Raw genomic sequence first — 16,316 nt, forward strand, 5'->3', positions numbered from 1 at the left:
TTTTGTGTGCAGTAGCCGCTTTCGGCGGGCGGGACGGGTGGGTAAAGGGCCTGCGTTACGGCCAAAACGGCGGTAAAAGGCGAGGGTTGCCCTACCCTACCCTGCTGTTCAGCGCGACTTCCTGTGCACCTGCGTAAGCGCAAAAATGCTGCTTCCTCTCCTGCTTATTCTCCCCGGGGCGGCCCGCGATCAGAATACGATGGGCACCCGTTTGCCGGTTTCGGCGCTTTCGATGATGGCGCGGATGATGAGGATGTCTTTGAGCCCCTCTTCGCCGGGGGCGCGGACGGGCTGGTTGTTGAGGATGGCCAGCGCGTCGGCATCCATCTGGAGCGATTGTTGGTTGGGGACGGGCGGGCCGAGGATCTTGCCGTCGCTGGTGCTGCCCTGAACGCCCTCGTAGGGCTGCATGGGGTCCAGTTCATACCAGCCGTTGGTGGCCTCGATGCGCAGTTTGTTGTAGGACTCCACTACGCTGGTTTTGCCATTGGCCAGGATGCCGTTGGGGAATTCGAGCTGGTAGGTGGTGGTCACGTCGACGTCTTCGGGCCGTTCCTGGGTGGCGGAGACGACGGCCAGGGGCATAAGCTGGGTGCCGTAGCGGAGGCCATTAATGGTATAGACGCCCATGTCGTAGAGGGCGCCCCCGCCCATTGCCCGCTGCCCGCGCCAGTAATCGAGGGCCGGCAGGCTCCCGGCGTAGCCCGCCAGGGAGGTCGCTCCGGTGATGGGTCCGTAGGCCTGGGTCCTGGTCAGTTCAATCAGCTTTTGGGTGTTGGGCTCGTGGAGCATGCGGTAGCCGATGCTGAGTTTAACGCCGTTCTGTTGGCAGGCAGTGATCATCTGCTGGCAGTCTTCGGGGCGCATCGCCATAGGCTTTTCGCACCAGACATGTTTGCCCGCATTGGCTGCGCGGATGACAAAATCGCGGTGCGTGGCCGTGGGGGTGATGACGTAGATGACGTCAATGGCGGAGTTGCTGGCAATGTCCTCCATAGTGTCGTAGGTGTAGACGTTTTCGTCCTTGATGGCGTACTTGGCCTGCCACTCCGGTAGTTTTTCGGGGCTTCCGGTGATGAGACCGCGCAGTTCGCAGTGCTCCGTCAGTTGGAGAGCGGGAGCGATTTGCCCCTTAGCGTAGCCGCCGAGCCCAAGGATGGCCACCCCGATTTTGCGGGAAGCCGAAGGGTCCGTGGCGTTCTCTTCCCGCCCTTCTTTGCCGGATGCCGGAGTTTTGGCACCACAGGCCAACAGGCCGGGTGCCAGCAACAGACCGGTGGCGGCGGAAATGGATTGGCGGAGGAATTGGCGACGGCGGTGCAGGAGGTGATGCATGGCTTTGGGGTTAGAATGGAATTGTCTCGGGGCAAAAACGCGGCGGGCAGGCAAGGTACCCGTTAAAGGAGAAAGGGCTTAGCCTACGCGCCTGCGAAGGGCAAAGGCCAGCAGCAGGCAGCTCAGGATGAGCAGCGCATTGAGGTACCAGGGCAAGCTTCCGCCGAAGACCCCGTACTTGAGGCCAAAGTAGGCACCAAAGTAGGTGGCCGACATTACGAGAAACAGCCAGGGGGAAGGTTTGTCATTCCTGAGGGGTTCCATTATCGGCGGGGGGCTGGGGTTTACGGAATTGTTTACGGTATTGCCACAGGGCAATCTCCGCCAGGATGACGGCCCCGATCAGCATCCAGTTTTGCTGGCGGGTGATTTGGTCGCGGCCAATGACCAGGTACTTGATCAGAAAGTAAGCCAGTACCGGGACCCAGTTGAGCAGACCCAACCACGGCGGTGGAGAAGAATGGGAAGAAGGGGCATCCATAAACCAAAGGTACGACACGGAGCAGGATGAGACAAAATCCCGCCCCCGGCTCTTTGCACCCAGTGCGACCGGACATAAAAAAGGCCCGGACGTATCGCGCCCGGGCCTGATTATACGACTGTGCTGTCCACAGCGTCTCTCATGAAAAATAAACCTATTCTTATAAACGCAGCTCCGGGGAGCTTAGTTCAGTTGTTTCTTGTTTACCCTGCAAAGGTAAGATCGTATGTACAATTATTTGCAAGCGAATATAGCTACTATAAACATCTATTTTTATTGAATATCAGTACATGCTTTTTCCGCTCTCCCCTCAAAAGATACCGGACCCGAAACGGATGGTCTCGCGGGTAGCCCGAAGTTGCTGGCGGAGCTTGCCAAAGTACTGGGTGTTGTACTTACCGGATTCTGCGTTGAGGGAATTGGCATGTTCCACCAGGTTATCAAACCAGCGTACCACGTCGGAGAGAATGCGGGGGTCGCGGCTGGCCAGGAAACTGGGATTTACGAGGGTGGAAAAGAGATAATTTTTGGTATTGGAGTGAATGATGATGGTATTGTTGGTATTGGAAAGTTCGTTGTGGTAGACCCTGAACGTCGGGCTGTCCTCGTTTGGCGTCTCACCGGGGTAAAATCTTTTGCCGCTGCGGGCCATGGCTTCGAGGTGATCGAGAATAGCTTCGAGTTCCGCGAAGATGGTTTCGAGGTCTTGGGGGTGGGCGAAGCGACCAACCTGGTACATGTAACTGATTTGCCGTAGGGTGACGTCCAGAATACCGATGGACCACAACTCGCGCCCCGGTACGCGGTAAGCGTCGCGTACAATCCCGTCTATCAACGCGTGGGTTGCGGGGGGGATTAAGTCGGAAGAAAAGCGCTGATCTTTCCACTTATGCAGCCCCCAGGTGGTAATGCCGTACATAAAGATTTTAAAACTCCGCAGCACGGGAAACATCAACTCGTAGTGAATGAGGAGCTCAGGACTGGCGTAATCAACGTTGATGCCGGGCAGGGCAAGAAACAGATCGGACTGTTTGCGCAGGTCGATGAAGTAAGTTTGTTCCGAAGTTTCCCGGTCCTCGCTCTGGAAATAGCTCATAGTGGGCAGACTGGGGCGCTTACCGTTGGGCATCGCTTCTACCCCAAACGTTTCGGAAAGCAGCATGAGCTCATCGGCACTGAGGACAGTCTCTCCCCGCATCCGGCGGTAAACGGCGTCGCGGCCAACGTGTAAGACTTCTCCCAGGCTTACCACCATATCACTGCGGGAGGGGAATTTTTCGCTCAATCGTTCAAAAAATGCACGTTGGAAGCGGTTTTGGGATGCGGTCATGGTCAATGCTATTCACAAAAGTCGGTCGTCAATCACGGTTTAAGCGCGGGCAAGTGAATTGCCAACAGCAAAAAACCAGGCTTTCACCCGTTCGATGGTTTATTTTTCATTAAGAAGACGACGGACCGTGAACAGCGTCACAGGCATCCGGTAAAGTTAGTCCGCCGCCCGGAATAAAAAAAGATGGCCACCCTTTAAAAAACAAACTATTTGTTTTTAAATTAAAAATCATATTATCTTGCAGCGTAATATTTGCAGACAAACACTTGGTTACAAGTAGTTTACATGTTCTACGGTACTCCTCACAGGTAACAGTATCGCCCCAAAAGTCTCACTCCATGCCAGCTTCAGCCAATTATTTTCTTCGTCCAGCCAGGCCAGGCTGGGCAAATCGGGCGCAAAAAAATGCTTTTCTGTTGGGTAAATCGCGGGCGATGCGGGGTGGTATGCGTGGGCTCAGCCGCCGCAAAAGTGCCTTAGCGTGGGGTGGCCGACAAAAAATGCGCTGATGCACCTCAACTGCCATACGGCCTTCAGCCTGCGTTACGGGGTACTTACGCCCGAGGCCCTGGTGGCTAAGGCTGCCGCCTGGGGGGTAAGTACACTGGCCTTGGCCGACGCCAACAATACGAGTTGTGCCGTCGAGTTCGTCGCCCGTTGCCGGCGGGCGGGCATCAAGCCCATTCTGGGAGTTTCCTTCTGGCGGGAGGGGCAGTGGCTCTACACTGGCCTGGCCCACAACGCCGAGGGCTGGCGGAGCCTCTGCGCTTTCCTGAGCCAACACTCCCTGGCCGGGCGCGCGCTGCCCGCCGTGCCCCCGCCGCTGCCGGATACCTGGATCATCTACCCTCGTCTTTGTAAGCCCATTGCCGACTTCGGCCCCAACGAGTTGCTCGGCATTCGCCCCCAGCACGTCAACCGCCTGTTCAGCCATGAGCTGCGCCACCACCAGGAAAAACTCGTGGTGCTGGCCCCCGTGGTGGCCATCAACGACGAAGACTACGCCCGCCACAAAACCCTCCGGGCCATTGACCTGGGCACGGTCCATACCAAGCTTACGCCCCGCGACCTGGCCCAGCCCGGAGACCGCCTGCTGCCCCCCGCCACCCTGGCCCAGTTCTACAAGTCTTACCCCGCCATTCTGGCCAATACCCAGCGGATCATCGATGCTTGCACCGCCGAGCTGGAAACCGGCCTCAGCATCAACCGCCAAACCTTTACGGGGAGCAAAGACGGCGACTTTGCCCTCCTGGAAAAGCTGGCCCTGGCCGGCGTCACCCGCCGCTATCCGCCCGGTAGCCGCTTCCAGAAGGCCCGCCTGCGCACCGAACGGGAACTGGCCGTGATCCGACAACAAGACTTCTGCTCCTATTTTCTCATTACCCACGATATTGTCCGCTACGCCCGCGCAGCTGGCTACCAGCACGTCGGCCGGGGCTCGGGGGCCAATTCCATCGTCGCCTTCTGCATCGGCATTTCGGACGTCGACCCGCTCGAACTCGACCTCTACTTCGAACGCTTCATCAATCCCTTTCGGGCCAGTCCGCCCGATTTTGACATCGACTTCAGCTGGGATGAGCGGGATGACGTGATCGACTACGTCTTCAAGCGCTACGGCCAAGACCACACGGCGCTGCTGGCCACCTACTCCACTTTCCGGGGGCGGGCGGCCTTGCGCGAAGTGGCCAAAGTGCACGGCCTGCCCAAAGAAGAAATCGACGAGTTGGTGCACGATCCCCACGGCCGGGCCGCCGCCGACCCCAAAGCCGCCGCAGTGCTTAAAATTGCCGCTGGCATCATCGGCTTGCCCAACCACCTGAGCATCCACGCCGGTGGCATCGTCATCACCGAAAAACCCATCCATTACTACACGGCCCAGCGCCTGATGCCCAAGGGCTTTCCCGTTGCCCACTGCGATATGTACCACGCCGAAGACCTCGGTCTGCACAAGTACGACGTCCTGAGCCAGCGGGGACTGGGCCACCTCAAGTCGGCCGTCCACCTCATCCGCCGCAACCAGGGCAAAGCGGTAGACCTCTACGATCTGGATCGAATCAAAACCGACGAGCGGGTCAAGCAAATGCTCCGCGAAGGGCGGGCCCTGGGCTGTTTTTACATCGAAAGCCCGGCCATGCGCGCGCTGCTGACCAAGCTGCGCTGCGACAATTACGTTCACCTCGTGGCCGCCAGCAGCATCATCCGCCCGGGCGTGGCCCAGTCGGGGATGATGAAGGAATACATCCACCGTTTTCATTTCCCCCACAGCTTTCGCTACCTGGCGCCCGTGTTCGAAGAGCAGCTGGCGGAAACCTTCGGCGTGATGGTCTACCAGGAAGACGTCATGAAAATCGTCCATCACTTCGCGGGCCTGGAGCTGGACGAAAGCGACGTGCTGCGGCGCATCATGAGCGGTAAAAAGTACGACGGAGACACCTTCGAGCGCCTGCGGGAGAAGTTTTTTGCGGGGGCGCAGGTGCGGGGGCATGACCTGGCGACAGCAGAGGAAGTCTGGCGACAGATCGAGAGCTTTTCCGGGTACAGCTTCTGCAAGGCCCACTCGGCCAGCTTCGCCGTGGAGAGTTTCCAGAGCCTCTACCTGAAAGCCTACTATCCGCTGGAATTCATCGTTGGGGTAATCAACAACTTCGGAGGTTTCTACGCTACCGAGTTTTACGTCCACGAAGCCCGCATGGCCGGCGCCGCCATCCACGCCCCCTGCATCAACCGCTCCCGCTACCTGACGGACTTGCGGGGGACCGACCTCTTCCTGGGCTTTGTCCACGTCAAAGGCATTTCTGAGCAGCTCATCCTCCGCGTACTGCTGGAGCGGGAGCGGGGCGGGGGTTTTCAGTCGCTCACCGACTTCTGCCAGCGGCTGGAGGTGGAAAGCAGCCAGCTGGAGTTGCTCATCCGGGTGGGGGCCTTCCGGGGCACGGGCCGCAGCAAAGCGGAATTGTTGTGGGAGAAAAATGCGGTCTTCAATCCCCAGGCCCACTGGGAGGCTACGCCCGAACTCTTCCCCCGCTCCGCCCCCCAGCAGTATTTCCACCTCGATCTTTCGCCCAATCACCGGACCGGCCACCCCTTGAGCGCCGCCCAACTCGACCAGGCTTTTGACGAGCTCGAACTGCTCGGCTTCCCCCTTTGCTCGCCTTTCTTGCTCGTAGCAACGCCCGCCGCCGGAGTACCCCTTCCCTACCCCGGCCACGTCAACCGCTGGGGATCTCCCGGCCGGACAAAGCGCCTGGATGCCGTTGCCGACCACGGGCAGCTTCAGCTCCTGGCCTATTTCGTGTGCGATAAGCTGGTGCCCACCGTCAAGGGCGAGCGCATGAGCTTTGGCTGCTGGCTGGATGAAGACGGGCACCATTTTGATACCGTCCACTTCCCCGCCAGCCTCCGGCAATTCCCCTTCGCCGGCCGCGGCGTCTACCGGCTGGCGGGCCGCGTAACCCGCGACTTCGGCTTCCCCTCCCTCGAAGTCTTCACGCTGGAACGACTGCCCTACCTGCCGGATTTGCGGTTTACCTAACGTGGGGTTGAGCCCAGCTACTGGTTTTCAACGGCCTGTAGTTCGGTAGTTTTGTAGTTCGGTATTGTCCACTACCGAACTACTAAACTACCGAACTAAAAACCATTGCGATCTAAGCACCTGGAAAGCGGCGGATAGCTACGTTGCAGACCCCCAACCTAACGTTACTTAATCCACCCGCAAAACCAAACCTTTGAGGTACTCCCCTTCCGGGTGGTAGAGGCTCACCGGGTGGTCTGGCCCCTGACTGAGGTGGTGCAGTACGCGGCAATCACGGCCCGCTTCCAGGCCCGCCGCAACTACGGTGTCGTAAAAGAGTTGGCGTTCCACCACCCGGCTGCAGCTGAAGGTGAACAGCAGGCCGCCGGGTTTCAGCGCCTGCATGGCCCGGGCGTTGAGGCGTTTGTAAGCCTGCACTGCCTGGTGGCGTTTGTGCTTGTTTTTGGCGAAGGCGGGCGGATCGATGATGACCAGGTCGTAGCCCCCGGCGTCGGCCTGGTCCCGCAGCCATTCCATCACATCGGCGGCGTAGCTGCGGTGGCGTTCGGTAAAATCCCCGTTGCGGGCCACGTTGCCGTCGGCCAGGTCAATCGCATTGCTGCTCAGGTCCACACTATGCACCTGCGCTGCGTCGCCCAAAAGTGCGTAGACGGAGAAGCCCCCGGTGTAGCAAAAGGCGTTGAGTACGGATTTGCCCTGGGCGTAGCTGCCCAACAGCCAGCGGTTTTCGCGCTGATCGAGGAAAAAGCCGGTTTTTTGCCCACCCGCCACGTCGACCAAAAAGCGCCGGCCGTTTTCCAACACCACCACCTCGGTGACGGTCTCCCCGAGCAATACCCCGTCGCTCGCCTCCTGGCGTTCGGGGAGGGAGGCAGCGCTCTTGTCGTAAATGGTACGTACTTCTTCTCCCAACAGCGTGCGCAGGGCGGTGGCAATTTCCTGGCGGAGGCGGTACATCCCGATGCTGTGGCACTGCAGCACCACGACGGAGGCGTAGCGATCGACGATCAGTCCTGGCAAGCCGTCGCCTTCGGCGTGGACCAGGCGGTAAGCATTCGTCAGTGGGTCAGCGGCCAGGCCGAGTTGCTGGCGCAGGGCCAGCGCGGCGGCCAGTTTGTCGCGCAACAAGTCCGCAATGCTGATCTCCCCGGCACCAAAGTGCAGCATGCGCACCCGGATGCCCCCGTTTTGGTAATGCCCCAGCCCGAGGCGCTCGCCCGTACTGTCTTCAACCACCACCAGGTCACCATCCAGCAGGCCTTCGTCTTCGTTGCGGATGGCCCCGGAAAACACCCAGGGGTTGCGGCGGCGGATGGCTCCGTCTTTGCCTTTGAGCAGCGTCACTTTCTTCATGCCGCGAAGGTAGCCATACTATAGTAACGTGAGGTTTAGCCCTTGCAATAATCACAAATAACTGGTCTTCAACGGCCTTTTGAAGGTAGTTCGGTAGCGGAAAATACCCCACTGCCGAACCACAAAACCATTGCGATCTAAGCATCTGAAAAGCGGCGAATCTCCCTGGCGGAGCCTCCCCCGGGTCGCTGTATCTTTGGCCGCCTCATCCGGCCCCGCCGTGCAGCGGGTGCCACCAATGCTTTTGCCATCAAAATACTGATCATCGGACAGGGCCTGGCGGGCACGCTGCTCGGCTACCGGCTGGAGCGGGCGGGCTGCCACGTCGATTACGTCGACGCCCCGGAGCAGACGGCGGCCAGCGACGTAGCGGCGGGCATCATCAACCCCATCACCGGCCGGCGTTTCGTCAAAAGCTGGCGCATCGATGAACTCCTGCCCGCCGCACGCGACCTTTACCAGGAACTGGAACGGACCTACGGGGTGAAAATCTGGTACGACCTGCCCCTCGTGCGCAGCCTCTTCAACCGCGGCGACCGCAACGACTGGGAGGTGCGCTCCGCCGACCCTGGCTACGCGGAGTACCTGGATGACCACCCCGACCCGGGCCGCATCCCCGAGCAAACCGTGCCGGTATTCGCCTACGCGGGCGTGCGACATACGGCGCGGGTAGACCTGGCTACGCTCGTGGCCGCCCACCGTAGCGCCAGCAGCGGTGCAGGACGCTTCCGGGCCCAGGCCTTCGATTACGCCACCCTGCCTGCGCTACTGGGCAAACAGCCCGCTGATGGGGCGCTGAACGCAGGTGCCCGCCCGGGTGAAGGAGCAGGGGCCGCCCCGGCCAGCGCCGCTCCTTACGACCGCATCATCTGTTGCGAAGGCTGGCGGGCGCGTTTCAACCCCTACTTCGCCTACCTGCCCCACGGGGGAATGAAGGGCGACGTATTGCTGGTGCGCACCACTGCCCCGCCGTTGGAGCGCATGTTCAAGCACCGCATTTTCCTGGTGCCGCAGTCCGACGGCACCTACTGGGTGGGAGCTACGAGCGACAACCGTTTTGCGGACGATGCGCCCAGCCCCGCCAACTACCAATTTTTGTCCGACCGCCTGGAGGAGCTCCTGACCGTACCCTACACGATCATTGGGCACCGGGCGGCGGTGCGCCCTACCGTCCGCGACCGGCGCCTGCTGCTGGGCAGTCACCCGTCCTGGCCGGAACTGCTGATTTTCAACGGCCTGGGGACCAAGGGTGCATCCTTGGCCCCGCTGGCTTCCCGCTGGCTGGCGGATTACCTGCTGGCCGGGGCACCCTTGCCGGCGGAGGTTGACATCCAGCGTTTTGCCCCTTAACGAAGAAGCCCCGCTGACTGGATGGTCAGCGGGGCTTCCGGATTTACGTTATGGTTGCGCAGTGCGCGGAGGGGATTAAGCCTCCTTTTCTACGTCGGAGGCGCCTTCTGGGGTCTCTTCGGCGGCGGCTTCGAGGGCTTCGCCGGCGGCAGCGGCGGCTTCCGCTTCGGCGATGGCTTCACCGGCTACGTCAGCAGCTTCGGCGCGGCTTTCTTCCGTGCTGCCCACTTCTGCTGCCTCTTCGGTAGCTTCGACGGCCGGAGCTGCTTCTTCAACGACTTCTTCTTCCACTACGGGCTCGGGCTTGGCGGGAGCGGTACCGGAGACGGCGACGTGGTAGTTGGCGATGCGCTGGGCTTCAGCTTCGCGGCGGGCGGCTACTTTTCCTTCTTTGCTTTCGATAAAGGCTTCCCACTTCTCGCTGGCTTGTTCCTGCGTCAGGGCACCTTTGCTGACCCCACGCATGAGGTGCTTAAAGTAAAGGACGCCTTTGAAGCGGAGAATGGCATTTACCGTATCGGAGGGCTGGGCACCTTTGACGAGCCACTGGTAGGCGGCCATGCGGTCCAGCTCAATGGTAGCGGGCACGGTCATGGGGTTGTAGGTACCGAGTTTCTCGATGAAGCGGCCGTCGCGGGGCGAACGGGCATCAGCGGCAACGATGTGGTAGAAGGGGCGCTTGCGGCGGCCGTGGCGCTGGAGGCGGATACGGACTGGCATAATGACAAATTATCTTGGTTACTAAAGTACCGGTTTCCTCCCGGAAAGGGACGGCCGGTTTCGTCTAAGGCGCGCAAAGGTACGGTGGCCTTTTAAATGATGCAAGACCCCCGGGCGGCAAAAAAGAATTTTGGCATTAGGAGGCCTGTAACCCGGGCAGCTGACCGGGCGTGGAGACTTCCCTTGCTCCCCATCCTTTCTCCCCCCTTCGGGGGGCCGGGGGGGAGCACCTGCGGCCGCGCCCACCGCCGGAGGCAAAACCTTATTCCCGGGCAGTCTGGTGGGCCCACCCGACGAAAACCGCCATCACGGCGGGCGCGTATCTTTGGAGCGGCAAGAACGGCGTACCGCTGCCCCGGCCGACACCTACCTTACCCGGCGCAGGTGGTGCCGCTTACCCGGCTGCGCCGCCCTCCGGAACCCGCAAACACCCCGCAATGACGAAGCGACGACAATTTTTTCAACTGGCCAGTGCAGCCGCCCTGAGCGCCCTCCCCTGGTCGAGGGGCCGCACCGCCCCCACCCAGGAAGACGGTATGATTATTGGTCACGGCGACTTTCGTTTCAAGGTGGACAAGAACTGGGGCAACCTGGACCCCCGCAAGCAGGGCCTCCAGCACTGCCACGAAATGGTGCTCGACAGCCGGGGGCGGCTCGTGTGCTCGGTGGTGAGCGACAAATTCAGCCTCATTGCCTATAATAAGGATGGCAAAGTGCTCAATACTTTTCAGCACCGCCTGCTGGAACCCCACGGCCTGAGCACCTCCGGCGAGGGCCGTGCCCAGACCTTCTGGCTCACCGACGCCGCCGGGGGGAGGGTGGTCAACCTCGATCTCGACGGGCGGATCATCCGCGAGTTGCAAGTGCCGCCCGACCAGATTCCGGCGGGCGAAGCCTTCAAGCCCACCGAAACGGCCGTGGCCAGGAATGGCGACATCTACGTGGCCGACGGTTACGGCACCAACAAAATCTTTCAGTTCGACGGAAAGGGCCAGCTGAAAAACGTCTTTGGCGGCAAACGATACTTCAACTGCTGCCACGGCATTGCCATCGACGGCCGCAACGGCCGGGAGGAATTGCTCATCACCAGCCGGGCCGACCAGGAATTCCAGCGCTGGACGACGGATGGCAAGTACCTGAGCACCCGCAAATTGCCCGGCCTGCAGATTTGCCGGCCCGTCGTTTACGGGGACTTCACCCTCTTCGCTGTTCTGGTGACCAAAAGCTGGTGGTCTTACGACGGTATGCTGGCAGTTCTGGACCGCAATTTCGACGTTGTTTCTCTGCCGGGGGGCAGCGCGCCAACCAACCAGCAGCACTTTGAAGACGTGGTGTACGACAACCAGACCTTTATGAACCCCCACGACGTTTGCCCCGACGCCGACGGCAATTTTTACGTACCCCAGTGGTACAGCGGAAAAACCTACCCCATCCGGCTCCGGCGGGTATAGCGCAAAGGCGGAAGCAATGGCAAACATCCCGGCAGTTCGTATGTTTGCAGCACGGAGGCCAGGCTCGGCCTTCTTTCCACTCAAAAAACCACCCGACATGAAGTTTTTCATCGACACCGCCAATCTTCAGGACATCGCCGAAGCCGCCTCCCTCGGCATTCTGGACGGGGTTACGACCAACCCCAGCCTGATGTTTAAAGAAAAAATCAGTGGCGAAAAGGCCGTACTCGAGCACTACAAGAGAATTTGTGATCTCACGGACGGAGACGTGAGTGCCGAGGTGATCAGCACCGACCTGGAAGGCATGAAGCGCGAAGCCAGCGAGCTGATTAAGATTGCGGACAACATCGTCGTGAAAATCCCCATGATCCGGGAAGGCGTCAAGGCCCTGGCCTGGGCCACTTCGCAGGGCATCCGGACCAACTGCACTTTGGTCTTCAGCGCCGGCCAGGCCATCCTGGCGGCTAAGGCGGGTGCGACCTACGTGAGCCCCTTCATCGGCCGGATCGACGACATTGGCTGGGACGGCATGTCCCTGATCAGCGACATCGCGGAGATCTACGCCATCCAGGGCTACGAAACCGAAATCCTGGCCGCTTCCGTCCGCTCCGGCAAGCACATCGTCGACGCCGCCAAAGCCGGTGCCGACGTGGTGACCTGCCCCCTGAGCAGCTTTGAGAGCCTCTTCAAGCACCCGCTGACGGACATTGGCCTGGAGAAATTCCTGGCCGACCACGCCATGGGAAGCGGAAAATAAAGGACCTGCGGGAGAGCGAAAGTCCTGCGGACGCCCCCTTCCCTTTACCCCGTAAAGCCACGCCCAAGCCCCCGCTCCCCCAGTGGAATGGGGGGCTTGGGTGTGGCCTTTCGCCGGGTTTTCCAGCCAAATGCGCCCACCGGCTGCCAATTCCGGGGGGCGACTTTGCATTTTTTTTCAACAGCGGGTGCTTTTCTGGTACCTATTACCTCATATTTGGCGTCTATACCTGACACATATTATCTCCCATGTCCAAACCACGCGTAATCAAGAACTACGAAAAGGTCGATGAGGCACTACTTGAGCAGATCAAGTTAAAGTATCCGGAAGGATTCGCCAGCCACCTGATCCGTTTTACCGACGTGAACGGCCGCCTTTCCAGTGCCTTGCCCTTCGAAACCGAAGAAAAATATTACCTCATCCGGATGACCAAGTCGGAGGCAGTCGAAATTATTGCCGACGACGACGACTACGACGAGGATGGCAACCTGCTGGACGAAGTGCGGGAAGAGTACGCCGGCAAGTATGACGACGACGATGACTTCGACGCAGCCGACATCGACCCCGACGAAATTGCCGACGACGACGTTGGCGGCGAAGACGAAGACTAGCGGGCGTTTTCTCCCTCGCCTTCGTGTCGTCTACCGCACCCCGGGTCCGTAACCCACAGTAGCCTGCCTGCTGTAGTGCGGTACATGCATTGCGGGGAGACGGCCTCCTCTAGCGCAGTAAGTTTCTAGCCAATGTCCGTTCCTACTTTTTCTCCCTGGTATCCGCGCCTGTTCTTTGGGCTCCTGTTGCTGGTGGGTTTGTGGGTGGTGGACGACTATGGCATTAGCTGGGACGAAGCCATCCAGCGTCGGCACGGCCGGGTGTCCATTGATTACGCGGCGGAAAAGCTGGGGCTGCCCCCTCCGGCCCTGGAGCCCGATTGGCACCTGGAAGACTACCAGTGGGCGAATTACGGGATGCTCTACCAGCTGACGGCCAACCTACTGGAACTCCAGTTCGGCTGGCAAGACGACCCTTACCAGTACTACCGCCTGCGGCACTACCTCAATTTTTTCCTGTTCTGGCTGGCCTGTTATTTTTTCTACCGGACCCTGCGTCTGCGCTTCCCGGCGCGCGACTGGTATCCGTTGGTCGGTACGCTGGTGTTGGTATTGAGTCCGCGCATCTTTGCCCACGCTTTTTTCAATCCTAAAGACCACATCCTGCTGGTCTTTTACCTCATCAACGTTTACACCCTGCTCCGTTTTCTGGACCGTCGGAGCTGGTCCAACCTGTTCTGGCATGCCCTGGCGACGGGGCTGGCGCTCAATACCCGCCTGCCCGCACTGATTGTGCCCCTCACTACCGTGCTGATTCTGAGCTGGGAGATGCTGCGGGAGCGGCCGTTTTCCCGGCAGAATTTGTGGTGGATCGGCGCTTATCTGCCGCTTTCGGTGGTCTTTCTGGTGCCTTTTTTCCCTTACTTGTGGGAGGATACTTTCCGGCGGCTCTGGGCGGCGTTCTCGGAGATGTCGGACTTTGCCTGGGAAGACTACGTCTGGCTTTTTGGCCAGCAGCTCTTTGCGCTCGACGTGCCGGCCTACTACATTCCGGCCTGGATCCTGATCACTACGCCCATCATTTATCTCCTTTTTCTGTTCGTGGGGGGCTACGCGGCGCTCCGCCGTACGGTGGGAGCCTTGAAGAAGGGGCGGTTGTGGCAGGATGGCCCGGGCTTACTGGATTTTGCGCAGCTGGGCTTGGCGGTGGGGCCCATTCTGGTGGTCATCTTGCTGGGTTCCACGCTGTACAACGGCTGGCGCCACCTGCATTTTGTGTACCCCAGCCTCGTCTTTCTCCTGATGGTGGGGGTGGAGTACGGCAGGCAACATTGGGCGCGGCCGCAGGTGCAAAGCTGGGTACTGGGAGCAGGGATGGCCCTGACGGCCGTGCAGATGGTGTACGACCATCCGCACCAGCACGTCTACTTCAACGCCGCCATCCAGGGGGAGCCATTGAACGTGCGCTTCGACATGGATTACTGGGGCGTGGGCTTCCGCGACGCCTTTCTTCAGCTTGCCCGGCAGGTGCCGGAGGGGGAAGTCAGGCGCATCAAATGCGAAACCTGGCCGTGCAAGGACAACCTGCTGGCCCTCCCCCCGGAAGCCCGCAAAAAACTGGTGTGGGAAGACAAGTGGCACCTGGCGGACTACCTGGCTACGCACTTCATTTGGCCGGGGACGCGCTACTACGTCCGCGACCGGATAGACCACTACGCCTACCCCGCCGTGGAACTCCGCCCCAGTGGCAACCTCACCATTGGCATTTATAACCTCAAGGTGCCCGCGAAACCGCAGGAGGAGTAGCGGTGGCCGGACGCGGGCCTGGTGGTAGGCTGTCTAATTAGCTAGGCCGCAGCCGTACTCAATTTGGCCCGTTCGTTGGGGGCTCAATTCCAGATCAACCGGGGAAGGCTCAAGCGCTTAATAGGTCGAGACCCTCTGGGTCGTAGGAGAATACGCCACTGTGCTTAGTTGGATCGACCCTGAGGGTCTCAACCTAGGCAGGCCCCTAAAGCGCGTACGGGTTAAATCCCTTAGATTAGCCCCCCTAGGCCTAGTAGGACAGGCAGCTAGTCCTGTTCCTCCCAGGTCTAGCCAGCGCGGCGCTGACGTCGACTTAATGTAACGATACTCACTGGTTGGCCCACCAGCTCCTTATCCCCGCTCTGCACCTGCGGCCGCGCCCCTTACCAATTCCGAAATAAAACCGACCTTAGGGCCATGCAAAAAATCATGTTCCGCTCCCTGCCCCTGCTGGCCTTGCTTCTGGTGAGCAGCTTGGCGAATGGCCAACGCACCCCGATCGACTCCAGCCTGACCATCAGTTTTGAAGACTACGACCCGCCCAGCAGCCTGGTGGTTCCGGAGCACCCGCTGACGGCGGCCAGTATTCCCTTCGTAGACATCCACAGCCACCACTGGCGCATGGCCGAGCAGGACCTCGATAAGCTCATCCGCGAAATGGACAGCCTCAACATGCGCGTGGTCGTAAACCTCAGTGGCCGGGGCGGCGCGGCGCTGAAAGGCATGATGGACAACATCAATAAGCACGGTTACCAGGACCGCATCCTGTGCTTCACCAACATCAATATCCAGAGCATTGACGACCCGGACTTCCTCAGCGCTACGCTCGAACAGTTGCGTTACGACCACTCCATCGGGGCGCGGGGACTGAAGATTTACAAGTCGCAAGGCATGGACAACAAGGACAAAGCCGGCAACCGCATTGCCATCAATGACAAGCGCCTGCAGCCCATTTTTGCCCTCGCGGGCGAGTTCAAGTGGCCGGTGTTGATCCACTACGCCGACCCCAAACAATTCTGGCAACCCCACGATGCCAACAACGAGCGCTGGCTGGAGCTGAAACTCCGCCCCGGCCGCAAACGCGACGCCGATAACCCGGCCCCCTGGGAAACCATTGCCGCCGAGGCGCACGACCTCTTCGCCAGCAACCCCAACACTACCTTCATCGCCGCCCACATGGCCTGGTTTGCCAATGACCTGGAATACCTCGGCACCTTCCTCGATAAATACCCCAACGTCAACGTCGAAATCGGGGCCGTCATCGCCGAACTCGGTCGCCAGCCCCGCGCCGCCCAACGCTTTTTTACGCGTTACCAGGACCGGGTGCTGTTTGGCAAAGACTCCTACGTGCCAGCCGAATACGCCACCTACTTTCGCGTGCTGGAGACGGACGACGAGTACTTCCCCTACTACAAGCGCTACCACGCCTTCTGGCGGATGTACGGCCTGGATTTGCCCAAGCCCATCCTGGAAAAACTCTACTACAAAAACGCCCAGCGTATCGTGCCGGGGCTGAAGATGGAGTAGGTTGAGCCCTGGCAGTAATTATAGCTGGTTGGGGCTCAATGTTTTTTGGGAGATAGTTCGGTAGTTCGGTAGTTCGGTAGTTCTGTAGTTCGGTAGTTCGATAGTGGAAAATGCCTTGCTTGC

Annotated in this window: 13 protein-coding genes; 7 read left to right on the top strand and 6 right to left on the bottom strand. The window is 60.0% G+C overall.

Going from position 1 to position 16,316, the window contains the following annotated elements; translation table 11 throughout:
* Positions 1-189: 189 nt before the first annotated feature.
* From H9S92_RS02840 to H9S92_RS02855, 4 genes are all read right to left on the bottom strand, one after another.
* A complete protein-coding gene (locus H9S92_RS02840; RefSeq protein ID WP_187465211.1) occupies positions 190-1,335 on the bottom strand; it encodes a Gfo/Idh/MocA family protein in 1,146 nt (381 codons plus the stop codon).
* A 78-nt stretch (positions 1,336-1,413) separates the two neighbouring features.
* Positions 1,414-1,551, bottom strand: a complete 138-nt coding sequence (locus H9S92_RS02845; protein ID WP_187465212.1) for a hypothetical protein — start codon at positions 1,549-1,551, stop codon at positions 1,414-1,416.
* Positions 1,552-1,579: 28 nt separating this feature from the next.
* The gene (locus H9S92_RS02850; RefSeq protein ID WP_187465213.1) at positions 1,580-1,816 is read right to left on the bottom strand and encodes a hypothetical protein; all 237 of its coding nucleotides are present in this window, start codon (positions 1,814-1,816) and stop codon (positions 1,580-1,582) included.
* Positions 1,817-2,126: 310 nt separating this feature from the next.
* Positions 2,127-3,146, bottom strand: coding sequence for a hypothetical protein (locus H9S92_RS02855; protein WP_187465214.1), 1,020 nt, complete (start codon positions 3,144-3,146; stop codon positions 2,127-2,129).
* Positions 3,147-3,654: 508 nt separating this feature from the next.
* Here H9S92_RS02855 and H9S92_RS02860 point away from each other — a divergent pair.
* Entirely contained in the window at positions 3,655-6,678 is a 3,024-nt protein-coding gene (locus H9S92_RS02860; protein ID WP_187465215.1) for a DNA polymerase III subunit alpha, read from the top strand.
* 168 nt (positions 6,679-6,846) lie between these two features.
* Here H9S92_RS02860 and H9S92_RS02865 read toward each other — a convergent pair whose 3' ends face one another.
* Positions 6,847-8,031 carry a class I SAM-dependent rRNA methyltransferase gene (locus H9S92_RS02865; RefSeq protein ID WP_187465216.1) on the bottom strand — a complete coding sequence of 395 codons (1,185 nt, stop codon included), beginning with the start codon at positions 8,029-8,031 and terminating at the stop codon, positions 6,847-6,849.
* Positions 8,032-8,295: 264 nt separating this feature from the next.
* Here H9S92_RS02865 and H9S92_RS02870 point away from each other — a divergent pair, with 264 nt between their 5' ends.
* Positions 8,296-9,381, top strand: a complete 1,086-nt coding sequence (locus H9S92_RS02870; RefSeq protein WP_290283585.1) for an NAD(P)/FAD-dependent oxidoreductase — start codon at positions 8,296-8,298, stop codon at positions 9,379-9,381.
* Positions 9,382-9,456: 75 nt separating this feature from the next.
* Here the strand turns inward: H9S92_RS02870 and rpsP are convergent, their stop codons facing one another.
* Positions 9,457-10,101 carry a 30S ribosomal protein S16 gene (gene rpsP / locus H9S92_RS22770; protein ID WP_187465217.1) on the bottom strand — a complete coding sequence of 215 codons (645 nt, stop codon included), beginning with the start codon at positions 10,099-10,101 and terminating at the stop codon, positions 9,457-9,459.
* Between the two features lie 437 nt (positions 10,102-10,538).
* On the opposite strand from rpsP, the gene H9S92_RS02880 reads away from it, so the two are divergent.
* The 5 genes from H9S92_RS02880 (at position 10,539) to H9S92_RS02900 (ending at position 16,193) form a co-directional block, all read left to right on the top strand.
* Positions 10,539-11,552, top strand: coding sequence for an NHL repeat-containing protein (locus H9S92_RS02880; RefSeq protein WP_187465218.1), 1,014 nt, complete (start codon positions 10,539-10,541; stop codon positions 11,550-11,552).
* A 97-nt stretch (positions 11,553-11,649) separates the two neighbouring features.
* A complete protein-coding gene (gene fsa / locus H9S92_RS02885) occupies positions 11,650-12,309 on the top strand; it encodes a fructose-6-phosphate aldolase (protein ID WP_187465219.1) in 660 nt (219 codons plus the stop codon).
* A gap of 248 nt (positions 12,310-12,557) precedes the next feature.
* On the top strand, positions 12,558-12,920 hold the full coding sequence (locus H9S92_RS02890; RefSeq protein ID WP_187465220.1) for a hypothetical protein: 363 nt from the start codon (positions 12,558-12,560) through the stop codon (positions 12,918-12,920).
* Positions 12,921-13,052: 132 nt separating this feature from the next.
* A complete protein-coding gene (locus H9S92_RS02895) occupies positions 13,053-14,666 on the top strand; it encodes an ArnT family glycosyltransferase (RefSeq protein ID WP_187465221.1) in 1,614 nt (537 codons plus the stop codon).
* 417 nt (positions 14,667-15,083) lie between these two features.
* Positions 15,084-16,193, top strand: a complete 1,110-nt coding sequence (locus tag H9S92_RS02900; RefSeq protein WP_246463601.1) for an amidohydrolase family protein — start codon at positions 15,084-15,086, stop codon at positions 16,191-16,193.
* The last annotated feature ends 123 nt before the right edge of the window (positions 16,194-16,316 follow it).

Origin of the sequence: Neolewinella lacunae (assembly GCF_014349155.1) — a bacterium.
Taxonomy (GTDB): Bacteria; Bacteroidota; Bacteroidia; order Chitinophagales; family Saprospiraceae; genus Neolewinella; species Neolewinella lacunae.